Here is a 23,974-nt window from a genome sequence, read left to right on the forward strand (position 1 = left end):
GGGCCTGCCCGGTCACGCGTGCGGTACTTGCCGAGGGCCACGCTCGGTTGGTGAGCCCCTCCAGTGGCCGGGGTCGGACGGGCGTCAGTCGACGCGGCGCAGGTCCGGCTTGAGGCGCAGGACCACCAGGGCCTGCAGGACGCCGACCCCCGCGAGGACCGCCCACACCGGGGTCAGCCCACCGCTCAGGTCGCGCACCAGTCCCATGGCCAGCGGCCCGACCGACGCGATGCCGTAGGAGAAGAGGAAGGCCATGCCGGTGAGGCGCCCGCTCGCCTCGGGCGTCCGCGCGTAGTGCACGAGCAGCACGAGGGCCAGGGAGAACGCGGCACCCTGGCCGAGCCCCGCCACCACGGCCCAGAGCCACGGCGCGGCGAGCGGGAGCAGCCAGATGCCGAGGCAGCCGACGACACCGAGGATCGCGGCGGGCAGCAGCAGCCGGCGGGTGTCGTCGGCCCGGTCGCTGAGGACGGGCCCGATCAGCCCGGAGACGAGCTGCGCACCGCTGAAGGCGGCGGCCAGGTAGCCGGCCGCTCCACGGGACCAGCCGTGCTCGACGTAGGTGGGGGCCAGCCAGGTGATCGCGGAGTAGAAGCACCACGACTGCAGCGCGAGGTAGGCCGCGACGAGCCATGCGGTCGGGTGCCGCCAGGGGAGGCGGCCGGGGCCCTCCTCGTCAGGGGTGTGGTGGGGGTTGGCCCGCACGGTGAAGGGCGCCCAGGCGAGCGTGCCGACGAGCGCGACGACCGACCACGAGGCGAGCGAGGCCTGCCAGCTGCCGAGCCGGTCGGCGAGCGGGACCGCCACGGCGGAGCTGAGGGCGGCGCCGCCCATCATGGCCAGCATGTAGAGGCCGGTGACGAGCCCCGTCCGCTCGGGCGGGAAGAAGGTCTTGACGAGCCGGGGAGCAACGTGCCCGCCACCGCGATCCCGACGCCGCAGACGAAGGTCCCGACGTAGAGCACGACGACGTTGCCGCCCGCGAGTCGGCTCGCGGTGCCGACGAGGATGGCGAGGACCGCCCCGAGGACCGCCCCGGCCGCCCCCAGGTGGTGGGCGATGCGGCTGGCGACCGGTGCGAAGAGGCCCATGCACAGCACCGGCAGGGTCGTCAGGGCGCCGGCCGCCGCGTGGCTGAGACCAAGGTCAGCCGAGATGGCGTCGAGCAGCGGCGGAATGCTCGTGATCGCGATCCGCAGGTTGGCGGCGACCGCCACCAGGGCCACGGCCATGACCCAGACAGGTGGGAGCGGGCGGATCACACGGTCGCGTTTCGGCACCCTCAGAGAGTAGATGTGTCGAGCACGAGGTCCGCGCGCTCCTTCGTCGCGTCCGCCGCGAAGAGCGCGGTCTCCTGGTCCGCCCAGCGCTGCCAGTGCGGTCGGTACGTCTCGCCGTCGCGTTCCAGCCCGCGACGCATCCGCAGCGCGGGGTCGGCGTCCACGAAGACGGACACGGCGGCATACGCCCTCGCGGGACCCACGGTGCTGCCACACCCCTCGACGACGAGGAAGCGGCTGGGCGCGACGTCGCGCGTGCCCGCCCACTCGTCACGGACCCAGTTCCAGAGCCGGTATGCCGCGTGCTCGCCCCGGGCGAGCGGCTCGAGCACCTGCGTGGCGAGCAGCGCCGGCGCCTGCGCCAGTCCGTCCCAACCGGGGTAGAGGCCGTCCATGTGCACCACGTCCACGGTGCCGACGGCCTCGAGTGCGCTCGCCACCCCGCGAGCCAGCGTCGTCTTGCCGGCCCCGCTGGGACCGTCGAGCGCGACCACGACCGGCCCGTGCGGCGACTCGGCGGCCAGCACGAGGGAGACGACGGCGGCCACGTGCTCCTGCCGCGCCTGCTGCGTCACCTCGTCCCACATGGGCGCGACCCTACCGAGGCGGGGGCACCACTCCCGCTGGCCTAGATTTGTCGCCATGCCGGTCGCCACGAGAGTCATCGCCTGTCTCGACGTCGACGCGGGTCGCGTCGTCAAGGGCGTCAACTTCGAGAACCTGCGTGACGCCGGCGACCCCGTCGAGCTCGCCAAGCTCTACGACGACCAGGGCGTCGACGAGCTGACCTTCCTCGACGTCACGGCGAGCAGCGGCGACCGTGAGACGACCTACGACGTCGTGCGCCGCACCGCCGAGCAGGTCTTCATCCCGCTCACCGTCGGTGGCGGGGTGCGCACGGTCGACGACGTCGACCGGCTGCTGCGGGCCGGCGCCGACAAGGTCGGTGTCAACACGGCCGCCATCGCCCGACCCGAGCTCATCTCGGAGATCGCCGGCCGGTTCGGCGCGCAGGTGCTCGTCCTGTCGGCCGACGTGCGTCGCCGCATCGGCGACGACGGCCGGCCCACCGACGACTTCGTCATGACGACCCACGGGGGCCGCACGCCTGTGGACCTCGACGCCGTCGAGTGGTGCGCCCGGGCCGCAGAGCTCGGCGCCGGCGAGATCCTGCTCAACTCGATGGACGCCGACGGCACCAAGGAGGGCTTCGACCTCGAGCTGATCCGCCGGGTGCGCGCCGCCGTCTGCGTGCCGGTGATCGCGAGCGGCGGGGCCGGCCGGATCGAGCACTTCGCCCCGGCGGTCGAGGCCGGGGCGGACGCGGTCCTGGCCGCGAGCGTCTTCCACTTCGGGGAGCTCACGGTCGGCCAGGTCAAGGACGCCCTGCGGGCCGCGGGCGTCACCGTCCGCTGAGGGCGGAACCCGTCGTGGTGGCCGTGGCTCAGCTGAGGCCGAGCTTCGCCTCCTGCAGCGCCGCGATGTCGTCGGCGTCCCCGACGAGCTCCACGCGGGCCACCGACCTGCGGCCGTACGCGTAGAGCACGAGCTCGGCCGGCGTCCCCCTCAGGACCACGGTGCCGTGGTGGTCGGGCAGCTTGGCGGCATACCGGCCCTGGCCCTCGCCGATGAGCACGATGCCCGTGGCCGACTTGCGGAACATCAGGCGCGCGGAGCGCCTGAGCGAGGACCACAGCTTGCCCTGCACGGCAGCCGGAAGCTCGCGCGGCTGCCAGCCCGGCTGTGCCCGGCGCACGTCCTCGTGGTGCACGAAGAACTCGACGAGGTTGGCCAGCTCGTCGATCTTGGGGCGCGACATCGGGCTCCACCCGGGGGCGCCGCGACGGAAGGTGTCGACGAGCGCGGCGAAGTCCCCGTGGGCGATGGCGCTCTGCTGACGTCCGACGCGACCCGCCAGGAAGGGGATGAAACCACCCACGACCAGGTCCGGCCGGCGCTCGCGGATGACAAGGTGCGCGGCGAGGTCGCGGGTTCGCCAGCCCTCGCACAGGGTGGGCTCGTCGGGGCCGAGCCGGTCGAGCTCGTCGCAGAGCCGGAGGCGTTCGGACTGGGCGTGGCGGGTCATGGGTCCATCCTCCCAGCACGGCGGCATCTCCCGAATGCAGTGGTCCCGGAAGGCTTCTCGTCCGTAGGGTCGGACGGTGATCGAGCTCGTGCGTCCGACGGTCGACCTGTCCCAGTCGTGGTGGCAGATGGTCGACGACTTCGGCGGCGAGACGATCCACGGCTCGAGCTACCGGCCCGGACAGCGTGGGAGCCTGCAGGACCCGGCCGTCTTCGAGGAGTGGGTCGACTGGCTCGGCCGGATGGAGCGGGACGACATCGCCCTCCCGGAGGGCCGGGTGGCGTCGTCGAACCGCTGGGTCGTGCGCGACGGCCAGGTCGTCGGGACCATCGCGGTGCGCCACTCGCTCACGCCGTCGCTGCTCGTCGAGGGCGGACACATCGGGTATGCCGTGTCGCCGCGGTTCCGACGTCAGGGCGTGGCCCACGCGGCGCTGGGTCTCGGGCTGCGGCTGGCAGGCTCCCGTGGCATCGACCGGGCGCTCGTGACGTGCGACGTGGCCAACGTCGGGTCGGCGAGGACGATCGCGTCGTGTGGAGGGGTGCTCGAGGACGAGCGGGACGGCATACTCCGGCACTGGATCGCGACCGCCACGTGGCAGGGACAGGGGCCAGGGGTGCGGACAGCTGCGGGGCCAGGCACCCGGTGGGGTGCGACCGGTGTCGCCGGCCCGTGAGAGGCTGTGGGGTCGACCAGAGAGCCTTGTTGAAGGGCACGTCGTTGAAGAGCACGTCCCAGGGGAGCAGCGCACCGTGAACGTCCCGACCAGATCGACCCTCCGGGAGGGTCTTGCCGTCATCGGCCGGGGCATCAAGGGGCAGCCCCGGTGGTTCGCGCTCGCGGTGCTCGGCAGCGTCGTCTACGGCGTGATGACGAGCCTGACGGCGGCGGCCATCGGCTTCGTCGTCAAGCGGGCCGTCGAGCCGGCCATCGAGGCGCGCCACGTGACCTCGTCCCAGCTGTGGTTCATCGGGGGAGTCATGGCGGCGGTCGTGCTGACCACGATCGTCGGGGTCATCGGCCGCCGCATCGCCGGTGGCGTCGCGATGTACAACCTCGGGGCGATGTATCGCCGCAAGGTCACGCGGCAGTACCTCCGGCTGCCGCTCAGCTGGCACCACAAGCACCCCTCGGGACAGCTGCTCTCCAACGCGAACGCCGACGTCGAGGCGACGTGGAACATCTTCGCGCCTCTCCCGATGGCGCTCGGGGTCGTCGTGATGCTCGTCTTCGGCATCGTCCAGATGCTCGTCGTCGACCCCTGGCTGGCGGTCGTCGGTCTCACCGTCTTCCCGATGCTGTTCCTGGCCAACGTCGCCTTCCAGCGAGCCATGTCGCCCCGCGTCACCCGTGCCCAGCAGCTGCGTGCCGACGTCTCCGAGGTCGCGCACGAGAGCTTCGAGGCGGCGCTCATCGTCAAGTCCCTCGGCCGCGAGGACCAGGAGGCCGAGCGCTTCCGGGCCGTCACGCACGAGCTGCGGGACGCCAACATCGAGGTGGGGCGCACCCGCGGGCGCTTCGACCCGGCCATCGAGGCCATCCCCACCGTCGGCACGCTCGCCGTGCTGCTCGTCGGCACGCTGCGCGTCGGCCGCGGCCTGCTGACGGCGGCCGAGGTCGTGCAGATCGCCTACCTCTTCTCCATCCTCGCCTTCCCCGTGCGGGCGCTCGGCTGGGTGCTCGCCGAGCTGCCGCGCGCCGTCGTCGGCTGGGACCGCGTCTCGGCCGTTCTCGACGCCGAGGGCAGCATGACCTACGGCGACCGGTCGCTGTCGTCCGGCAGGGCCGGCCACCTGCAGGCGGAGCACCTCGGCTACGCCTACGAGATCGAGTCCGAGACCGGCGAGGCCGCCCTCAACCCGGCTGTCGTGGACGTCGACCTCGACGTCGCACCGGGCTCGACCGTGGCGATCGTCGGTCCGACCGGCAGCGGCAAGTCGACCCTGACCAACCTCGTCATGCGGCTCGTCGACCCCGACACCGGTGCGGTGCTCGTCGACGGCGTCGACCTGCGCCAGGTGCATCGCGGCGGCGTCAGCGAGGTGGCCGCCCTCGTGGCGCAGCAGACGTTCATGTTCGACGACAGCGTCCGAGGCAACATCACGCTCGGCGCAGACCACGACGACGCCGAGGTGTGGCGGGCCCTGCAGGTCGCGCAGGGTGCTGCCTTCGTCGAGAAGCTCCCCCGGGGGCTCGACACCCACGTCGGCGAACGCGGCGCGAGCCTCTCCGGGGGCCAGCGGCAGCGGATCGCGCTGGCACGCGCCGTCATCCGGCAGCCGCAGCTGCTGATCCTGGACGACGCCACGTCGGCGGTCGACCCCAGCGTCGAGCAGGCGATTCTTGCCGGCCTGCGCGAGGCCAGCTCCGGCACGACGGTCCTCGTCGTCGCCTACCGGATGGCCACCATCCTGCTCGCCGACGAGGTCGTCTACCTCGAGGGCGGCCGGGTCGTCGACCACGGCTCGCACCAGGAGCTGCTCGGCCGGTGTGCCGGCTACGAGCGGCTCGTCACGGCCTACGCCCGCGAGGCCGCCGAGCGGGAGGCGATCGCCACCGAAGCGGAGCCCACCGACGAGCCCACCGACGGCAGACGGGGCGCCGACGCGCCCGAGGAGGTCTCCCGATGAGCACGCGCTCGCAGGTCCTCGTCGAGCACCACGGGCTCGCGACCGGCACCGAGATGAACACGTGGCAGACCCTCCGGCGCGGGGTGCAGCTCTCACCCGAGCTGCGCAAGGGCATCTGGGTCACGATGCTGCTCGCCGTGCTCTCGACCGTCGGGCGGGTGCTCGTGCCGTTCGTCGTCCAGCGCATCACCGACGACGGCATCCTGGCCCCCGGCGGCCCCGACACGCGCGTGGTGGTCGTCTACATCGCCATCGCCCTCGTCGGCGTCGTCGTCACCGCGGTGTCCGCATACTTCGTCAACATCCGGCTGTTCCGCTCGTCCGAGACCGGCCTGGCGACCTTGCGGCTCAAGGCGTTCCGCCACATCCACGACCTGGCGATGCTGACGCAGAACTCCGAGCGTCGCGGGTCGCTCGTCTCGCGGGTCACGAGCGACGTCGACACGATCTCGATGTTCGTGCAGTTCGGCGGCCTCATGCTGATGATCAACGTCGCGCAGATCTCGCTGGCGACGGTGCTGATGTTCGTCTACAGCCCCCTGCTCGGGCTGGTGGTGTGGCTGTGCTTCGTGCCGCTCTTCGTCATCATCCGCCGGTTCCAGGGCATCGTCGGCCGCGCCTACACGAAGGTCCGCGAGCGGGTCGGCGACATGCTCGGGGCCATCTCCGAGGCCGTCGTGGGTGCCCAGGCCATCCGGGCGTATGCCGTCGAGGACCGCACCGCGGAGCGCATCGACGCCGCGGTCGAGGCCCACCGCAAGGCGGCTATCGGTGCCCAGGCACGCTCAGTCGTGGCCTTCACGTCCGGCCAGCTCGTCTCCGGCCTGACGACCGCCGTCGTCCTCGTCGTCGGCACGGTGCTGGCCGCACGCGGGAGCCTCACCCTCGGCGAGCTGCTCGCCTTCCTCTTCCTCGTCAACCTCTTCACCCAGCCGGTCCAGCAGGCCACCGAGATCCTCAACGAGATGCAGAACGCCGTCGCGGGCTGGCGCCGGGTCATCGGCATCATCGACACCCCCGCCGACGTCGCCGACCCGGGCGACGACGGTGTCACGCTGCCGCGCGGCCCGATCACCGTGCAGTTCGACGGGGTCGGGTTCGCCTACCCCGGTGGGGCGCCGGTGCTGCACGACATCGACCTGACCATCGCGCCGCGCAGCCGAGTGGCGATCGTCGGCGAGACGGGGTCGGGCAAGTCGACCCTCGCCAAGCTGCTGACGCGCCTGATGGACACGAGCAGCGGCAGCGTCCGGCTCGACGGCGTCGACCTGCGCACCATCCGCTTCTCGTCGCTCCGCTCGCGGGTCGTGCTCGTGCCGCAGGAGGGCTTCCTCTTCGACGGCACCCTGCTCGACAACATCCGGTTCGGTCGGCCAGAGGCCGGCGAGGACGACGTGCGGCTCACCCTGACCGAGCTCGGGCTCGACGCGTGGGTGGCCACGCTGCCGCTCGGCCTCGCGACCGGCGTCGGCCAGCGGGGCGAGTCGCTGTCGGCCGGCGAGCGCCAGCTCGTGGCGCTGGCACGGGCCTACCTCGCCGACCCCGACCTGCTCGTCCTCGACGAGGCCACCTCCGCGGTCGACCCGAGCACCGAGGTGCGCCTGCAGCGCGCGCTCGACTCGCTGACCCGCGGCCGCACGTCCATCGCGATCGCGCACCGGCTCTCGACGGCGCAGGCGGCCGACGAGGTGATCGTGGTCGACGCCGGCCGCATCGTCGAGCGGGGTCCCCACACCGAGCTCGTCCGGCTCGGCGGCGTCTACTCCAGGCTGCACCAGTCGTGGGTGGCGCAGCAGCAGGCCGTCTGACCTGGCTTTCGGCGATCGGGAGGGCCGACGGCACAATGGCGGCGTGACTGACGCCGCCGACCCGACCCTGGACCCCGCCTCCTCCGAGTCCTGCGAGTCCTCCGAGCCCGACGTGCTCGACCCCCAGGTCCTCGACCCGAGCATCGCCGAGCTGCTGAAGCGCGACGAGCACGGTCTCGTGGCCGCGGTCGTGCAGCAGCACGACACCGGCGACGTGCTCATGGTCGGCTGGATGGACGACGAGGCCGTGCGGCGCACCCTCACGGAGGGCCGTGTCACGTTCTGGTCGCGCAGCCGGAAGGAGTACTGGCGCAAGGGCGACACGAGCGGGCACGCCCAGTGGGTCAAGGGCGTGCGCCTCGACTGCGACGGCGACGCGCTGCTCGTCAGCGTCGACCAGGTCGGCGCCGCCTGCCACACCGGCGACCGGACCTGCTTCGACGCCCGGGTCCTCCCGGCCACCGTCGGCACCCCGACCTCGACTGAGCCCACCACCCCCTGACCCCAACCCCACCCGCCAACCGTCGAAAGGCCAACTCCGGCCCATCCTGGACCATCGAAGGGCCACGTCCGGCCCCTTGCCAGTAGTCCAAAGGCCACCTCGGTTCGGGCCTACCGCCGGATGCCTCGATCATGGCCGGCCTCTCGACGGGTGGGGGGACGGCTGGCCTCTCGACGGGTGAGGCGGGGACGCGGCATGTGGACGGGTGGGCCAGAATGGCTCGGTGCCCGACTCGAACACCTCGCTTGCGCCCGCTCCACACGCCGACCTCACGTGGGGTCGCACCTGGCCGAGCCTCGAGCTGTTCACCGAGCTCGCGCTGGAGCACCGCCGTGTCATCCCTGTGGTGCGCCGCGTGCTGGCCGACGCCGAGACGCCGGTCGGGGTCTACCGCAAGCTCGCCAAGGACGCGCCGGGCACGTTCCTGCTCGAGTCGGCCGAGCACGGTGGGGTGTGGTCGCGCTACTCCATCGTCGGCGCCCGCAGCGCCGCGACCCTGACGGAGAAGGACGGGCAGGCGTACTGGGTCGGCGAGCCGCCGGTCGGGCTGCCCACCGAGGGTGACCCGACGGAGGCGATCCGCGACACGGTCGCGGCCCTCGCGACGCCGCGCACCTCGGGCCTCCCGCCGCTCACCGGGGGTCTCGTCGGCGCCATCACCTACGACGCCGTCCGGCGCTGGGAGAAGGTGCCCGACGGCGGCCGTGACGACCTCGACCTGCCCGAGGTCGCGATGATGCTGGCCACCGACCTCGCCGTCTTCGACCACAGCGACGGCTCGCTGCTGCTGGTGGCCAACGCCGTCAACCACGACGCCACCGACGAGCGCATCGAGGACGCGTGGGCCGACGCCGTGAGCCGGCTCGACCGGATGACGGAGGAGCTCGCGGCTCCCGCGCCCAGCACGGTCGCCACGATCGAGCCGATCGACAGCCGACCCACGAGCAGCCACACTCAGCCCCAGTTCGAGGAGATGGTCGAGGAGGCCAAGGAGGCCATCCGGGCCGGCGAGGCCTTCCAGATCGTCGTCTCGCAGCGCTTCACCGTGCCCTGCGAGGCCGACGCCCTCGACGTCTACCGCGCCCTGCGGGTCAGCAACCCCAGCCCCTACATGTACCTGCTGCGTCTCCCGCACCCGGACGGCACGGCCTACGACATCGTCGGCTCGAGCCCCGAGGCCCTGATCAAGGTCACCGGCCGCCAGGCCATCACCCACCCGATAGCCGGCTCCCGACCCCGCGGGAAGACGCCCGACCACGACGCGCACTTGGCCGAGGAGCTGCTCGGAGACGCGAAGGAGCGCGCCGAGCACCTCATGCTCGTCGACCTCGCCCGCAACGACCTCCAGCGGATCTGCCGGGCGGGCACCGTCGACACCGTGGACTTCATGTCGATCCGGCGCTACAGCCACATCATGCACATCGAGTCCACGGTCGTCGGTGACCTGCGCGAGGGCGGCACCGCGTACGACGCGCTCGTCGCGACGTTCCCGGCCGGCACGCTGAGCGGGGCTCCGAAGCCGCGCGCCATGGCCCTCATCGACGGCTACGAGGGCCTGCGTCGCGGGCTCTACGGCGGGGTCGTCGGCTACCTCGACTTCGCCGGCGACCTCGACATGGCCATCGCGATCCGCACCGCGCTGGTCAAGGACGGCCTCGCGCACGTGCAGGCGGGGGCGGGGATCGTCGCCGACTCCGTGCCGCACCTCGAGTACGAGGAGACGGTCAACAAGGCCGCCGCCGCCCTGCGCGCCGTCGCCGCGGCCGCGGGCATGCGGCCCCTGCGAGGTGACGGGTCGTGACCGCCCCCACCGAGGCGCCGGCCCGGCGCCGGGCGCTCGACAAGAAGCGCGCCGCCCTCGTCGTCCTCGTCCCTGCAGCCCTGCTGCTCGGCCTCACCACGCGTCCCTGGGCCAGCGGGGCCTCGGGCGACGTCCTCGCCCACGCGGTCACCGAGGTGAGCGGGAGCGCCGCCGCACCGGGGGTGGTGGGCCTGCTGGCCGTATGCGTCGTCGCCCTCCTCGGGCTCATGACCGGCGGGCGCGTCATCCGCGCGGTCGCGGCGGCCGTGATGGTGCTCGCCTCATTCGCAGCCCTGGTCATGACGCTGCTCGTCGCCGTGCGGCCGGTCACCACGGTGGCCGACGCCGTGGCGCGGGAGCTGGCACGCACGACCGCTCCGGCGGCGACCGGCGCGACCACGCTCTGGGCCTGGCTCGCCGTGGTCGCCGCGGCCCTGCTGGCGGCGGGCTCGGTGCTCAGCGCGTTGTCGAGCCGGTCGTGGGCCGGCCTGTCGAGCCGCTACGAGCGCGGCGACAAGCCCGCCAGCGGGCCGCGCGGGGAGGTCCGCACGGCCTGGGACGAGCTCTCGGAGGGGCGGGACCCCACCCTGGACAAGCACTCCGACGACACCTGACAGAATGGACCGCGTCGGCCCGCACGGCAGTGGGCCGAACGGACGAGAGAGGACGCCATGGAAGAGCAGCACGAGGACCACGGTCACAGCACCGCCGCCTGGACCGGGGTCGGGGTCATCCTCGTCGGTGCTGCCATCGCGGCGGTGGCGGTCGCCATCCCGAGCCTCTGGCTGGGCATCGTCGGTGCGGTCGTGATCATCGCCGGTGTCGTTGCCGGGAAGGTGCTGTCGATGGCCGGCTACGGCGGCCAGGGGCACCACGCGCAGGCCGGTGGTGCCATCGACGCTCCCGACGAGGCAGGCGCCCAGACGCTCGGCAAGAGCTGAGAGCCGTGCCCACGGTTCTCGACGGGATCATCAGCGGCGTCCGCGAGGATCTCGGGCGTCGTCGTGCCGCGCTGCCCCCCTCGGAGCTGGAGGCGCGCCTGTCCGAGGTCGCTCCCGCGATCGACCCCATGCCCGGCATCCGGTCCGCCGAGGGCGTCGCCGTCATCGCCGAGGTCAAACGCTCCAGTCCGAGCAAGGGCGCGCTGGCCGAGATCCCCGAGCCCGGCGTGCTGGCGCGGTCGTATGCCGCCGGGGGAGCGAGCGCCATCAGCGTGCTCACCGAGGAGCGCCGGTTCTCGGGCAGCCTCGCCGACCTCGACGAGGTGCGCGCCGCCGTGCGAACTCCCGTGCTGCGCAAGGACTTCATGGTCGACGCCTACCAGGTGACGGAGGCCCGCGCCCACGGCGCCGACCTCATCCTGCTCATCGTCGCCGCCCTCGACGATGCGCTCCTGCGTGACCTGCACGACCAGGCCCGCGACCTCGGCATGACCGCCCTCGTGGAGGTGCACGACGCGGCCGAGCTCGACCGGGCCCTCGCCCTCGACCCGGCCCTCCTCGGGGTCAACGCCCGCAACCTCAAGACCCTCGAGGTCGACCCGCGCACCGTCACGGACCTGCTCCCGCACGTCCCCGCCGGCGTCGTCGGAGTGGCCGAGTCCGGCGTCAGCGGTCCCGACGACGTCGCCGCCTACGTGCGCGCCGGTGCCGGGGCCGTCCTGGTCGGAGAGGCCCTCGTCAAGGACGGCGCGCCCGCATCGGCGATCCGCGCCTTCATCGACGCCGCGGCCGCGGCGCGGGTCTCCGCCCGCACCGCCGTGGCAGGAGAGTGAGCATGACCACGACATCCAACGTGCCGGCATACGGCCGCTTCGGCGGTTTCGGTGGACGCTACGTCCCCGAGGCGCTCATCCCCGCGCTCGAGCAGCTCGAGGAGGTCTGGCGCAAGGCGGTCGTCGACCCCGAGTTCGTCGGCGAGCTCGAGCGCCTGCAGCGCACCTACAACGGCCGGCCGAGCATCATCACCGAGGTGCCGCGCTTCGCGGAGCACTGCGGCGGCGCCCGGGTCATCCTCAAGCGCGAGGACCTCAACCACACCGGGTCGCACAAGATCAACAACGTGCTCGGACAGGCGCTGCTGACCAAGCGCATGGGCAAGACCCGCGTCATCGCCGAGACCGGCGCGGGCCAGCACGGCGTGGCCACGGCCACCGCGGCTGCGCTGCTCGGCCTCGACTGCGTCATCTACATGGGCCGAAAGGACACCGAGCGGCAGGCGCTCAACGTGGCGCGCATGCGCCTGCTCGGCGCGGAGGTCGTCCCCGTCGACAACGGCAGCAAGACGCTCAAGGACGCCGTCAACGAGGCGTTCCGCGACTGGGTCGCCAACGTGTCCACGACGCACTACGTCCTCGGCACCGTGACCGGACCCCACCCGTTCCCCGAGATGGTCCGCGACTTCCACCGCATCATCGGGGTCGAGGCGCGCCAGCAGGTGCTCGACCTCGTGGGCCGGCTGCCCGACGCCGTCCTGGCCTGTGTCGGCGGCGGCTCCAACGCGATCGGGATCTTCCACCGGTTCATCGACGACGAGTCGGTGCGCCTCATCGGCTTCGAGGCGGGGGGCGAGGGCATCGCCTCCGGCAAGCACGCCGCACGCTTCGCCTCCGGTGTGCCCGGAGTGCTGCACGGCGCCTACACCTACGTCCTGCAGGACGAGGACGGCCAGACCATCGAGTCGCACAGCGTCTCCGCCGGTCTCGACTACCCCAGCGTCGGCCCCGAGCACGCCCACCTGCTCGCGTCAGGGCGTGCCGAGTACCGCCCGATCACCGACGACGAGGCGATGGAGGCCTTCTCCCTGCTCTCGCGCACCGAGGGCATCCTGCCGGCCATCGAGAGCGCGCACGCGCTCGCCGGCGCAATGAAGGTCGGCCGCGAGCTCGGCCGCGACGCCGTGCTGCTCGTCAACCTCTCGGGCCGCGGCGACAAGGACGTCCACACCGCCGCCGCGTGGTTCGGGCTGATCGACGACGGCGGCCAGCCCGCGGGCCTGCCCGAGGATGACGGCGCCCATGAGGACGCCGACGTCGCCGACGTCGCCGCTCTCGCCGCCGACGACGGCGCCAAGGGCATGGGGGTCCAGCAGTGAGCGTCGCCGAGGTCATCGAGAAGTGCCGTGCCGATGGTCGGGCAGCCCTGATCGGCTACCTCCCGGTGGGCTTCCCCTCGGTCGAGGGCTCCATCGCGGCGATGAGGGTCCTGGTCGACTCCGGCGTCGACATCGTCGAGATCGGCGTGCCGTACAGCGACCCCGTCATGGACGGCCCGGTGATCCAGGACGCCGCGGTGCGGGCCCTGGCCGCCGGCGTGCGCCTTCGGGACGTCTTCACAGCCGCGCGTGAGGTCTCGGGGGCGGGTGCCGGCGCGCTGGTCATGACGTACTGGAACCCGGTCCTGCGCTACGGCGTCGAGCGCTTCGCCGCGGACCTCGCAGCCGCCGGGGGAGCGGGCCTGATCACGCCGGACCTCATCCCCGACGAGGCCGGCGAGTGGATCTCGGCTGCCGACGCCCACGACCTCGACAAGGTCTTCCTCGTCGCCCCGAGCTCCACCCCGGAGCGGCTCGAGGCCGTGACGTCCGCCTGCCGCGGCTTCGTCTACGCCACCGCCGTCATGGGTGTCACCGGTGCCCGCGCCAGCGTCGGCGACGCCGCCGACGCCCTCGTCTCGCGCACCCGGGATCACACCGACCTGCCGGTCTGCGTCGGTCTCGGCGTGTCCACCGGCGACCAGGCCGCTGAGGTCGGCCGCTTCGCCGATGGTGTCATCGTCGGCTCGGCGCTGGTGCGCTGCCTGACCGAGGCCGCGTCCGAGCAGGAGGGCCTGGAGGCCCTCGGTGCCCTGGCGCGCGAGCTGGCCGACGGCATACGCCGGAGCCGGTCGTGAGCCTCGCCGGCGCCCTCCCGGCGGCGCTCGAAACCGCCCTGCCGGCTGAGATCCCCTCGCCGAGCGTCGGCGTGTGGCACCTCGGCCCGCTGCCGATCCGCGGGTACGCCATGTGCATCCTGGCCGGCATCGTCGTGGCCGTCTGGCTGACGCAGAAGCGGCTCGAGGCGCGCGGCCACCGCAAGGGCGTGGCCATCGACATCTCCGCCTGGGCCGTGCCGTTCGGCATCCTCGGCGGCCGGCTCTACCACCTGATCACCACGCCTCAGCCCTACTTCGGCGAGGGCGGCGACCCGTGGAAGGCGTTCGCCATCTACGAGGGCGGTCTCGGCATCTGGGGCGCGGTGGCGCTCGGTGCCGTCGGCGCCTGGATCGGCTGCCGCAAGAACGGCGTGGCCTTCCGGGACTTCGTCGACGCCGCCGCCCCCGGGCTCGCGATCGCCCAGGCCATGGGGCGCTTCGGCAACTGGTTCAACAACGAGATCTACGGCGCGCCGACCGACCTGCCGTGGAAGCTGCGCATCTACGAGTGGGACAGCTCGCTGGGCCGCGCGGTCACCGACGCCCAGGGCGCCCCGGTGGTCAAGGGCTACTTCCACCCCACGTTCCTCTACGAGGCCCTGTGGTGCCTGCTCCTCGCCGCCTTCCTGATCTGGCTGGGCCGGCGTCGACCGCTCAAGGCGGGCCAGGTCTTCGCGGCCTACGTCATGGGCTACCCCGTGGGGCGCATCGTCATCGAGAACATGCGCACCGACACCGCGAACCACATCCTCGGGCAGCGGGTCAACACCTGGGTGTCGATCCTCGTGTTCTTGCTCGGGCTCTACCTCTGGCGTCACTTCGGCCGCATGGCCCAGCCCGAGGTGCCGGTCGCCGGCCGGGCCGACGACGCTTCAGCGGGTGAGCCGACCGAGCCCACCGAGCCCACCGAGCCCACAGGGCCCACCGAGCCCGCTGGGGACGAGGGTGACGGGCAGGGCGATTCGGGGCGAGCCGCCGAAGATCCTGCGGTGGACGGGGCCCGCGACGGGTCGGGAGACGCCGTGGCTGGCGAGTCCAAGGCGAAGCGTCCGGCGCAGCCCTGATTGTGACTCCGGTCGCATCGCGTGCGCCCGGTTGAGCACGAAGTCTCACCATTCGGAATCCGCCGTATCAGTAGGTAGGACGCGGGGTCTCTCCGATATCGTCGAGCGCAACGCCTGTGGCCAGTGCCGTCCACATGCCCAAGTCATGTCGTGTGGCCCTGTCGCGGTCGCCCGCCTGGGACCCAGCAGAAGGACGGTGAAGATGCCGCCGCTCACCCGCACACGTGCCCTCTTCAGTGCGCACCCGGAAGACTCCGGCCTCTACCGCCGCGAGCTCGAGCACGACGCCTGTGGCGTCGCGCTCGTCGCGACGATGCGGGGACGGGCAGGGCACGACATCGTCGACCACGCCCTGACCGCCCTGCGCAACCTGGACCACCGGGGCGCCACCGGCGCCGACCCCTCGGTCGGCGACGGCGCCGGCATCCTCACGCAGATCCCCGACGCGTTCTTCCGCGCGACCGTGCCCTTCACGCTGCCCAACAACGGGGCGTATGCCGCCGGCATCGCCTTCCTGCCCCGCGACGCGGACGAGCGCGCCGCCGCCAAGGCGCGCATCGAGGAGCTCGCGGTCGCCGAGAACCTCAAGGTGCTCGGCTGGCGCGAGGTGCCCATCGAGGCCGAGCTCGTCGGCGCGGTCGCCCGGCAGTGCATGCCGCACTTCGAGCAGCTCTTCGTCAGCAGCTCGATCGGGCGGCAGGTGGCTTTGGGCCTCGACCGGCTCGCGTTCTGCCTGCGCAAGCGGGCCGAGCACGAGGTGGACGTCTATTTCGCCTCGCTGAGCTCGCGCACCATCGTCTACAAGGGCATGCTCACCACCGGTCAGCTGGAGCCCTTCTTCCCCGACCTGTCCGACGCGCGGTTCGCGAGCGAGCTGGCCCTCGTGCACTCTCGCTTCTCGACGAACACCTTCCCGTCGTGGCCGCTCGCGCACCCCTACCGCTTCATCGCCCACAACGGCGAGATCAACACCGTCAAGGGCAACCGCAACTGGATGCACGCCCGCGAGAGCCTGCTGACCTCCGACATCATCCCCGGCGACCTCGGGCGGATCTTCCCGGTCTGCACGCCCGACGCCTCCGACTCGGCGAGCTTCGACGAGGTGCTCGAGCTGCTTCACCTCGGTGGGCGCTCGCTCCCGCACGCCGTGCTCATGATGATCCCGGAGGCGTGGGAGAACCACGCGACGATGGACGCCGCCCGCAAGGCGTTCTACGAGTTCCACTCGACGTTCATGGAGCCGTGGGACGGCCCGGCCAATGTCTGCTTCAGCGACGGCACCCTGGTCGGCGCGGTCCTCGACCGCAACGGCCTGCGGCCGGGCCGCTACACCGTCACGAGCGACGGCCTCGTCGTGCTGGCCTCGGAGTCCGGGGTGCTCGAGCTCGACCCCGCGACCATCGTCCAGCGCGGGCGCCTGCAGCCCGGGAAGATGTTCCTCGTCGACACCGAGCACGGGCGCATCGTCGGCGACGAGGAGATCAAGAGCCAGCTCGCCGCCGCCAAGCCGTATGCCGAGTGGCTCCACGCGGGCCTCATCCACCTCGAGGACCTCCCGGAGCGCGAGCACATCGTGCACACCGCAGCCTCCGTGGCCCGGCGCCAGCAGACCTTCGGCTACACCGCCGAGGAGCTGCGCATCCTCCTGACCCCGATGGCCAGGTCCGGCGGCGAGGCGCTCGGCTCGATGGGCACCGACACGCCCATCGCCGTCCTGTCGTCGCGGCCGCGGCTGCTCTTCGACTACTTCACGCAGCTCTTCGCGCAGGTGACCAACCCGCCGCTCGACGCGATCCGCGAGGAGCTCGTCACGTCGCTCGGCACCTACATGGGTCCCGAGGGCAACGCCCTGTCGGCCTCGCCGTCGCACGCCCGCCAGCTCGTCCTCGACTTCCCGGTCATCGACAACGACGAGCTCGCCAAGATCGTGCACATCAACGCCGACGGTGACCTGCCCGGCTACGCGACGCACGTGGTCCGCGGTCTCTACGACGTCACCGGGGGAGCGGCCGCCATGCGCGACCGGCTGGAGGAGATCTTCGCCGAGGTGTCGCTGGCCATCACGCGCGGGGCGCGCTTCGTCGTGCTCTCCGACCGCGACTCGGGCCGTGACCTCGCGCCCATCCCGTCCCTGCTGCTGACCGCCGCAGTGCACCACCACCTCATCCGCGAGAAGACCCGCACCCAGGTCGGCCTGCTAGTCGAGGCGGGCGACGTGCGCGAGGTGCACCACGTGGCCCTGCTCATCGGCTTCGGCGCGGCCGCGGTCAACCCCTACCTCGCGATGGAGACGGTCGAGGACCTCGTGCGGGCCGGCGAGATCGAGGGTGTGACCTCCGAGAAGGCGGTCGCCAACCTCATCAAGGCGCTCGGCAAGGGGGTCCTGAAGGTCATGTCGAAGATGGGCATCTCCACGGTCGCGTCCTACCGCGGTGCCCAGGTCTTCGAGGCGATCGGCCTCTCGCAGGCGCTCGTCGACCGCTACTTCACCGGCACGGTGAGCCAGCTCGGCGGCGTCGGTCTCGACGTCATCGCCCGCGAGACCGCCGAGCGCCACGCGCGGGCCTACCCGCCGGACGGCGTGCACCAGCCGCACCGCACCCTCGAGGTCGGTGGCGAGTACCAGTGGCGCCGCGAGGGCGAGCCCCACCTCTTCGACCCCGAGACGGTCTTCCGCCTCCAGCACTCCACCCGCCAGCGCCGCTACGACATCTTCAAGCAGTACACCGGCCGCATCGACGACCAGAGCTCGCGCCTGATGACGCTGCGCGGCCTGATGGGTTTCAAGCCGACCGGGGTCACCGGGCGCCTGCCCGTTCCGGTCGAGGAGGTCGAGCCGGTCAGCGAGATCGTCAAGCGCTTCAACACCGGCGCGATGAGCTACGGCTCCATCTCGCAGGAGGCGCACGAGACGCTCGCCGTCGCGATGAACCGCCTCGGCGGCCGCTCCAACACCGGCGAGGGCGGCGAGGACGTCGACCGCCTGCTCGACCCCGAGCGTCGCTCGGCCGTCAAGCAGGTCGCGTCCGGTCGCTTCGGGGTGACGAGCCTCTACCTGACGCACTCCGACGACATCCAGATCAAGATGGCCCAGGGCGCCAAGCCCGGCGAGGGCGGCCAGCTGCCCGGCCACAAGGTCTACCCGTGGGTGGCCAAGACCCGGCACTCGACGCCGGGCGTCGGGCTCATCTCGCCGCCGCCGCACCACGACATCTACTCGATCGAGGACCTGGCGCAGCTGATCCACGACCTCAAGAACGCCAACCCCGGCGCCCGGATCCACGTCAAGCTCGTCTCCGAGATCGGCGTCGGCACCGTGGCGGCCGGCGTGTCCAAGGCGCACGCCGACGTCGTGCTCGTCTCGGGCCACGACGGCGGCACGGGCGCGAGTCCTCTCACCTCGCTCAAGCACGCCGGCGCCCCCTGGGAGCTCGGCCTGGCCGAGGCCCAGCAGACGCTCGTGCTCAACGGCCTGCGCGACCGCATCGTCGTGCAGGTCGACGGCCAGCTCAAGACCGGACGCGACGTCGTCATCGCGGCGCTGCTCGGCGCCGAGGAGTTCGGCTTCGCCACGGCGCCGCTCGTGGTCTCCGGCTGCATCATGATGCGCGTCTGCCACCTGGACACCTGCCCGGTCGGCATCGCCACGCAGAACCCCGAGCTGCGGGCGCGCTTCTCCGGCAAGCCGGAGTTCGTCGAGACTTTCTTCGAGTACATCGCCCAGGAGGTGCGTGAGCACCTCGCCTACCTCGGCTTCCGCTCCATCGAGGAGGCCGTCGGCCAGGTCAGCAGCCTCGACCTCGACAAGGCGATCGCGCACTGGAAGGCCTCGGGCCTGGACCTCAGCCCGATCCTCGCCGTGGCCGACAACCCCACCGGGGGCACACTGCACCAGTCGGCGCCGCAGGACCACGCCCTCGACAAGGCGCTCGACAACGAGCTGCTGAGCCGTGCCCTGCCCGCCATCGAGACCGGTGAGCAGGTGCGCACGCAGATCGCGGTCCGCAACGTCAACCGGACCGTCGGGACCATGCTCGGCCACCACGTCACCAAGGCGCACCCGCACGGGCTCGCCGACAACACCATCGAGCTGACGATGACCGGCTCGGGCGGCCAGTCCTTCGGGGCGTTCCTGCCGGCCGGGGTGACCATGCAGCTCTTCGGCGACGCCAACGACTACGTCGGCAAGGGCCTCTCCGGTGGCCGGGTTGTCGTGCGGCCGCACCGCGAGGCCACGCTCGTGGCCGAGGAGAACGTCATCGGCGGCAACGTCATCGCCTACGGCGCCACCACCGGGCAGCTCTTCCTGCGCGGCGTGGTCGGCGAGCGCTTCTGCGTGCGCAACTCCGGCGCCGAGGCCGTCGTCGAGGGCGTGGGCGACCACGGCTGCGAGTACATGACCGGCGGGGTCGCCGTCGTGCTCGGCCAGACCGGGCGCAACTTCGCCGCCGGCATGTCGGGCGGCGTGGCCTTCGTGCTCGACCTCGACCCCCACCTCGTCAACCCCGAGATGGTCGACCTGCTGCCGCTGCGCGACGAGGACGACGAGCGGCTGCGCGCCCTGCTGGAGGCGCACGTGCGGTGGACCGAGTCGCCGGTGGCCGGCGGGCTGCTCGGCGACTGGGCGACGGCACGCGAGCGGTTCACGCTCGTGCTCCCGCGCGACTACCAGCGTGTGCTCGACGTGCGGGCGCAGGCGGAGCAAGAGGGCCTCGACCTCGACGGACCCGAAGTGTGGAACCAGATCATGGAGGCTTCCCGTGGCTGACCCCCAGGGCTTTCTCACCACCCGCGAGCGCGAGCTCCCCGCCCGCCGTCCCGTCCCGGTGCGCATCCGCGACTGGAAGGAGGTCTACGAGGAGCAGGAGCTCGGGCAGCTCCAGCGCCAGGCCGGTCGCTGCATGGACTGCGGCATCCCGTTCTGCCACTCCGGCTGTCCGCTCGGCAACCTGATCCCCGAGTGGAACAACTTCGCGTGGCGGGGCGACTGGTCCGACGCCATCGAGCGACTTCACGCGACGAACAACTTCCCGGAGTTCACCGGGCGGCTCTGTCCGGCGCCGTGCGAGACGGCCTGCGTGCTCGGCATCAACCAGCCGGCCGTGACGATCAAGCAGGTCGAGGTGACGACGATCGAGCGCGCCTTCGACGAGGGCCTGGTCACCCCGCTGCCGCCGGAACGCCTCTCGGGCAAGACGGTGGCCGTCGTGGGGTCGGGTCCGGCCGGTCTGGCCGCGGCGCAGCAGCTGACGCGGGCCGGTCACACCGTCGCCGTGTTCGAGCGGGCCGACAAGCCGGGCGGCCTGCTGCGCTACGGCATCCCCGAGTTCAAGATGGAGAAGTCGGTCCTCGACCGCCGCCTCGAGCAGATGACCGCGGAGGGCACGCGTTTCCGCAACGGTGTCGACGTCGGTGCCGACATCACCGGGCGGCAGCTGCGCGACCGCTACGACGCCGTCGTCCTCGCGCTCGGCGCGACCGTCCCGCGCGACCTCGACGCGCCCGGTCGCCGGCTGGGCGGCATCCACCAGGCGATGGACTACCTCCCGCAGGGCAACCGGGCGGCGCTCGGTGAGCAGGTGCAGGACCAGATCCTCGCCACCGGCAAGCACGTCGTGGTCATCGGGGGCGGTGACACCGGGGCCGACTGCATCGGCACGGCGCACCGCCAGGGCGCCGCCTCCGTCACGAGCCTGGAGATCATGCCGCAGCCGGGGGAGGAGCGCCCGGGCAACCAGCCGTGGCCGACCTACCCGATGCTCTACCGCGTGGCGAGCGCTCACGAGGAGGGCGGCGAGCGCATCTACGCCGTCAGCACCACCGAGTTCGTCGGTGACGACGAGGGAGACGTCGCCGCGCTGCGGCTGACCGAGGTCGAGATGGTCGACGGGAAGCTCGCGCCCAGGCCGGGCACCGAGCGCGAGATCCCCGCCCAGCTCGTGCTCTTCGCCATGGGCTTCCTCGGCCCGCAGCGCGCGGGTGTCGTCGAGCAGCTCGGGGTCGCCCTCGACGCGCGCGGCAACGTGGAGCGCGACAAGACCTTCATGAGCTCGGTCCCGGGCGTCTTCGTGGCCGGCGACGCCGGCCGCGGCCAGTCGCTGATCGTCTGGGCCATCGCCGAGGGCCGCGCCGCGGCCGCCGGTGTGGACGCCTGGCTCACGGGCAGCAGCTCGCTGCCGCGCCCCATCGCGCCGACCGACCGACCCCTCACCGTCTGACCCGCAGGGCCACCTGCCGTATGCCGTGTCGTCACCTGGGCGACACGGCATACGGGCACGATCTCGTCACGGGCACAAGCGAACTCGGCTCCCACGGCCTTGTGCCGTCCCAGCGGGCGAACCCGCGTGGTGACCCACGTCACAGCACCCATAAGGTGGAAACATGCGTCGCGCCAAGATCGTCTGCACCATTGGACCCAAGACCTCCTCACCCACCCAGCTGCGCGCCCTCGTCGACGCCGGGATGGACGTCGCCCGGCTCAACCTCTCCCACGGTGACCACTCCGTGCACGAGCAGGTCTACCGCGACATCAGGGCCGCGGGCGACGCCTCCGGCCGCGCGGTCGGCATCCTCGTCGACCTGCAGGGTCCCAAGATCCGCACCGGCCGTTTCGCGGCCGGCCCCGTGACCCTGAGCCCCGGCCAGCGGTTCACCATCACCACCCGCGAGGTCGAGGGCGACGACAGCATCGTGGGCACGACCTATGCCGGCCTGCCGGGCGACGTGAGCCCCGGTGACGTCCTGCTCATAGACGACGGCAAGGTCATGCTCCGCGCCGTCGAGGTGACCGACACGGACGTGCTGACCGAGACCGTCATCGGCGGCCAGGTCAGCAACAACAAGGGCATCAACCTGCCGGGCGTCGCCGTGAGCGTCCCCGCACTCTCCGAGAAGGACCGTGACGACCTGCGGTTCGCGATGCGCCTCGGCGTCGACATGATCGCCCTGTCCTTCGTCCGCTCGGCCGACGACATCGTCGACGTGCACGAGATCATGGACGAGTTCGGAGAGCGCATCCCCGTCATCGCCAAGGTCGAGAAGCCCCAGGCCGTCGAGAACCTCGAGGGGATCGTCGCCGCGTTCGACGGCATCATGGTCGCCCGCGGCGACCTCGGCGTCGAGATGCCGCTCGAGGACGTCCCGCTCGTGCAGAAGCGCGCCATCGAGCTGTCCCGCCGTGAGGCCAAGCCCGTCATCGTCGCCACTCAGGTGCTCGAGTCGATGATCGAGAACCCCCGGCCCACCCGTGCGGAGGCGTCCGACGCCGCCAACGCGGTGCTCGACGGTGCGGACGCGCTGATGCTGTCCGGCGAGACGTCCGTCGGCGCGTGGCCCATCGAGGCCGTGCGCACCATGGCCCGGATCATCGAGTCCACCGAGGTGCACGGCTACGACAAGATCGCCCGGATGCCGACCAACCCCAAGACCGTCGGGGGAGCCGTCACCAAGGCGGCCGTCGAGATCGGCGAGGTCGTCGGGGCAAGGTTCCTCATCACCTTCACCGAGACGGGCGGCTCGGCCACCCGGATGGCGCGCATCCGCCCCCGACTGCCGATGCTCGCGTTCACGTCGGAGCCACGGGTCCGCTCGCAGCTGGCCCTGGTCTGGGGTGTCGAGACCTACCTGGTGCCGCGCATGCACCACACCGACCAGTTCGCCATGCAGGTCGACCTCAAGCTCATCCCCGAGGGCCGGGTGGTCGAGGGGGAGCGGGTGGTCATCGTCGCCGGTTCGCCTCCCGGCATCCCCGGCTCGACGAACGCCTTGCGCGTGCACCGCGTCGGCGACGCGGTCAACCGTGCGGCCCCGGCCTACCGGCCGGAGGAGGTGACGAGCTGACCGCTCGTCACGGGTGGCCCGCCGGCGCGGCCCGCGGGCGCACCGGGTGCGCCTGAAGGCCGACCTCGGGCCGTGGAGCGGTATGCCGTGGGGCGGCTCGAGGGCACACCTTTGCTCTCGGGCCAGCGCGCGCCGGTATGCTGGCGCGCGCACTCCGGCCGGGGTGGTGGAATGGCAGACACGGGGCACTCAAAATGCTCTGGCCGAAAGGCCGTGCGGGTTCGAGTCCCGCCCTCGGCACCGGTGGGCGCTCCCGAGACGGGTCGGGCAGAGCGCCGCCTCGCGGCACCACCCTCCCGAAACGCGGCCGAAGCCGGCCCCGGATAGGCTTTGCGCGTGAGCACCGAGAGCGCCGACGAGAGCACCACGCCCAAGCCGACCCCCGCAACCGCGGCCGCCGCTGCGCCCCCGGCCGCCGCGACGGCACCCCAGGGCGGCGCGACCGGCCCCGTCGCCGGCGCCACCCGCATCCTGGTCGCCGAGGACGAGGCACTGATCCGCCTCGACCTCGTCGAGATGCTCGGCGAGCAGGGCTACGACGTGGTGGGTCAGGCCAGCAACGGCGAGCAGGCCGTCGAGCTCGCGAAGGAGGTCAAGCCCGACCTCGTGATCATGGACGTCAAGATGCCGGTGCTCGACGGGCTCTCCGCGGCCGAGCAGCTCCACGACGCGAAGCTGTGCCCGGTCATCATGCTCACTGCGTTCTCCCAGACCGAGCTCGTCGAGCGTGCCCGCGACGCCGGCGTCATGGCCTACATCGTCAAGCCGTTCACGGCCGACGACCTGCGCCCCGCGATCGACATCGCCACCTCCCGCTGGCAGGAGATGAAGGCTCTCGAGGCCGAGATCGCCGACCTCGGTGAGCGTCTCGAGACCCGCAAGCTGGTCGACCGCGCCAAGGGCGTGCTGATGAGCCAGCTCAAGCTCAGCGAGTCCGACGCCTTCCGCTGGATCCAGAAGACCGCGATGGACCGGCGCCTCGGGATGAAAGAGGTCGCCGAGGCCGTCATCAACGGTTTCCCGGCGTCCTGACGAGGGTCCGGCCGGAGCCGT

Annotated in this window: 20 protein-coding genes and 1 tRNA gene; 17 read left to right on the plus strand and 4 right to left on the minus strand. The window is 72.1% G+C overall.

Annotated elements, in window-relative coordinates:
* Window positions 1–84: 84 nt before the first annotated feature.
* From LQK93_RS16790 to LQK93_RS16800, 3 genes are read right to left on the minus strand one after another with little or no spacing between them, the layout of a single operon-like run.
* Window positions 85–942 carry a CynX/NimT family MFS transporter gene (locus LQK93_RS16790; RefSeq protein ID WP_374971531.1) on the minus strand — a complete coding sequence of 286 codons (858 nt, stop codon included), beginning with the start codon at window positions 940–942 and terminating at the stop codon, window positions 85–87.
* Window positions 834–1,280, minus strand: coding sequence for a hypothetical protein (locus tag LQK93_RS16795; protein WP_374971559.1), 447 nt, complete (start codon window positions 1,278–1,280; stop codon window positions 834–836). Before LQK93_RS16795 ends, LQK93_RS16790 begins: the two co-directional genes overlap by 109 nt.
* A 2-nt stretch (window positions 1,281–1,282) precedes the next feature.
* Entirely contained in the window at window positions 1,283–1,867 is a 585-nt protein-coding gene (locus LQK93_RS16800) for an AAA family ATPase (protein WP_374968908.1), read from the minus strand.
* 55 nt (window positions 1,868–1,922) lie between these two features.
* Between LQK93_RS16800 and hisF the strand changes: the two genes are divergently transcribed.
* Window positions 1,923–2,696 carry an imidazole glycerol phosphate synthase subunit HisF gene (gene hisF / locus LQK93_RS16805; protein WP_374968909.1) on the plus strand — a complete coding sequence of 258 codons (774 nt, stop codon included), beginning with the start codon at window positions 1,923–1,925 and terminating at the stop codon, window positions 2,694–2,696.
* Between the two features lie 28 nt (window positions 2,697–2,724).
* On the opposite strand, the gene LQK93_RS16810 is transcribed toward hisF, so the two are convergent.
* Window positions 2,725–3,366: a TIGR03085 family metal-binding protein gene (locus LQK93_RS16810; protein ID WP_374968910.1), complete on the minus strand. Its 642-nt coding sequence runs from the start codon at window positions 3,364–3,366 to the stop codon at window positions 2,725–2,727.
* 76 nt (window positions 3,367–3,442) lie between these two features.
* On the opposite strand from LQK93_RS16810, the gene LQK93_RS16815 reads away from it, so the two are divergent.
* The 16 genes from LQK93_RS16815 to LQK93_RS16890 all read left to right on the plus strand — a co-directional run bounded on the left by LQK93_RS16815 (window position 3,443) and on the right by LQK93_RS16890 (window position 23,953).
* A complete protein-coding gene (locus LQK93_RS16815) occupies window positions 3,443–4,042 on the plus strand; it encodes a GNAT family N-acetyltransferase (protein ID WP_374968911.1) in 600 nt (199 codons plus the stop codon).
* A 76-nt stretch (window positions 4,043–4,118) separates the two neighbouring features.
* Complete coding sequence (locus LQK93_RS16820; RefSeq protein WP_374968912.1) at window positions 4,119–5,996, plus strand: ABC transporter ATP-binding protein; 1,878 nt, start codon at window positions 4,119–4,121, stop codon at window positions 5,994–5,996.
* Window positions 5,993–7,804 carry an ABC transporter ATP-binding protein gene (locus LQK93_RS16825; RefSeq protein WP_374968913.1) on the plus strand — a complete coding sequence of 604 codons (1,812 nt, stop codon included), beginning with the start codon at window positions 5,993–5,995 and terminating at the stop codon, window positions 7,802–7,804. The genes LQK93_RS16820 and LQK93_RS16825 overlap by 4 nt, the downstream gene beginning before the upstream one ends.
* 112 nt (window positions 7,805–7,916) lie before the next feature.
* Entirely contained in the window at window positions 7,917–8,306 is a 390-nt protein-coding gene (gene hisI / locus LQK93_RS16830; protein ID WP_374971532.1) for a phosphoribosyl-AMP cyclohydrolase, read from the plus strand.
* Window positions 8,307–8,529: 223 nt separating this feature from the next.
* Window positions 8,530–10,107 (plus strand): anthranilate synthase component I, encoded by a 1,578-nt coding sequence (locus LQK93_RS16835; protein ID WP_374968914.1) that lies wholly within the window; start codon window positions 8,530–8,532, stop codon window positions 10,105–10,107.
* Window positions 10,104–10,721 carry a Trp biosynthesis-associated membrane protein gene (locus LQK93_RS16840; protein ID WP_374968915.1) on the plus strand — a complete coding sequence of 206 codons (618 nt, stop codon included), beginning with the start codon at window positions 10,104–10,106 and terminating at the stop codon, window positions 10,719–10,721. Before LQK93_RS16835 ends, LQK93_RS16840 begins: the two co-directional genes overlap by 4 nt.
* Before the next feature lie 57 nt (window positions 10,722–10,778).
* A complete protein-coding gene (locus LQK93_RS16845) occupies window positions 10,779–11,048 on the plus strand; it encodes an HGxxPAAW family protein (RefSeq protein ID WP_374968916.1) in 270 nt (89 codons plus the stop codon).
* Between the two features lie 5 nt (window positions 11,049–11,053).
* Entirely contained in the window at window positions 11,054–11,881 is an 828-nt protein-coding gene (gene trpC / locus LQK93_RS16850; protein ID WP_374968917.1) for an indole-3-glycerol phosphate synthase TrpC, read from the plus strand.
* Window positions 11,882–11,883: 2 nt separating this feature from the next.
* Window positions 11,884–13,200 carry a tryptophan synthase subunit beta gene (gene trpB / locus LQK93_RS16855; protein ID WP_374968918.1) on the plus strand — a complete coding sequence of 439 codons (1,317 nt, stop codon included), beginning with the start codon at window positions 11,884–11,886 and terminating at the stop codon, window positions 13,198–13,200.
* Window positions 13,197–13,997: a tryptophan synthase subunit alpha gene (trpA, locus tag LQK93_RS16860; protein WP_374968919.1), complete on the plus strand. Its 801-nt coding sequence runs from the start codon at window positions 13,197–13,199 to the stop codon at window positions 13,995–13,997. The genes trpB and trpA overlap by 4 nt, the downstream gene beginning before the upstream one ends.
* Window positions 13,994–15,082 carry a prolipoprotein diacylglyceryl transferase gene (gene lgt, locus LQK93_RS16865; RefSeq protein ID WP_374968920.1) on the plus strand — a complete coding sequence of 363 codons (1,089 nt, stop codon included), beginning with the start codon at window positions 13,994–13,996 and terminating at the stop codon, window positions 15,080–15,082. The genes trpA and lgt overlap by 4 nt, the downstream gene beginning before the upstream one ends.
* A 202-nt stretch (window positions 15,083–15,284) precedes the next feature.
* The gene (gltB, locus tag LQK93_RS16870; protein WP_374968921.1) at window positions 15,285–19,850 is read left to right on the plus strand and encodes a glutamate synthase large subunit; all 4,566 of its coding nucleotides are present in this window, start codon (window positions 15,285–15,287) and stop codon (window positions 19,848–19,850) included.
* Window positions 19,843–21,300 (plus strand): glutamate synthase subunit beta, encoded by a 1,458-nt coding sequence (locus LQK93_RS16875; protein WP_374968922.1) that lies wholly within the window; start codon window positions 19,843–19,845, stop codon window positions 21,298–21,300. Before gltB ends, LQK93_RS16875 begins: the two co-directional genes overlap by 8 nt.
* Before the next feature lie 163 nt (window positions 21,301–21,463).
* Window positions 21,464–22,921 carry a pyruvate kinase gene (gene pyk / locus LQK93_RS16880; protein ID WP_374968923.1) on the plus strand — a complete coding sequence of 486 codons (1,458 nt, stop codon included), beginning with the start codon at window positions 21,464–21,466 and terminating at the stop codon, window positions 22,919–22,921.
* Window positions 22,922–23,078: 157 nt separating this feature from the next.
* Window positions 23,079–23,161 (plus strand) — tRNA-Leu (locus tag LQK93_RS16885).
* Window positions 23,162–23,257: 96 nt separating this feature from the next.
* Window positions 23,258–23,953 (plus strand): ANTAR domain-containing response regulator, encoded by a 696-nt coding sequence (locus LQK93_RS16890; protein WP_374968924.1) that lies wholly within the window; start codon window positions 23,258–23,260, stop codon window positions 23,951–23,953.
* Window positions 23,954–23,974: the final 21 nt, after the last annotated feature.

Source organism: Terrabacter sp. BE26 (assembly GCF_041941675.1).
In the GTDB taxonomy this organism is placed as follows: domain Bacteria; phylum Actinomycetota; class Actinomycetes; order Actinomycetales; family Dermatophilaceae; genus Terrabacter.

Bases quoted from the DNA above. Each gene is read 5' to 3' on its own strand.
- LQK93_RS16800 (WP_374968908.1), bottom strand. From the start codon at position 1,867: ATGTGGGACGAGGTGACGCAGCAGGCGCGGCAGGAGCACGTGGCCGCC.
- hisF (WP_374968909.1), top strand. From the start codon at position 1,923: ATGCCGGTCGCCACGAGAGTCATCGCCTGTCTCGACGTCGACGCGGGT.
- LQK93_RS16810 (WP_374968910.1), bottom strand. From the start codon at position 3,366: ATGACCCGCCACGCCCAGTCCGAACGCCTCCGGCTCTGCGACGAGCTC.
- LQK93_RS16825 (WP_374968913.1), top strand. From the start codon at position 5,993: ATGAGCACGCGCTCGCAGGTCCTCGTCGAGCACCACGGGCTCGCGACC.
- LQK93_RS16845 (WP_374968916.1), top strand. From the start codon at position 10,779: ATGGAAGAGCAGCACGAGGACCACGGTCACAGCACCGCCGCCTGGACC.
- trpB (WP_374968918.1), top strand. From the start codon at position 11,884: ATGACCACGACATCCAACGTGCCGGCATACGGCCGCTTCGGCGGTTTC.
- gltB (WP_374968921.1), top strand. From the start codon at position 15,285: ATGCCGCCGCTCACCCGCACACGTGCCCTCTTCAGTGCGCACCCGGAA.
- pyk (WP_374968923.1), top strand. From the start codon at position 21,464: ATGCGTCGCGCCAAGATCGTCTGCACCATTGGACCCAAGACCTCCTCA.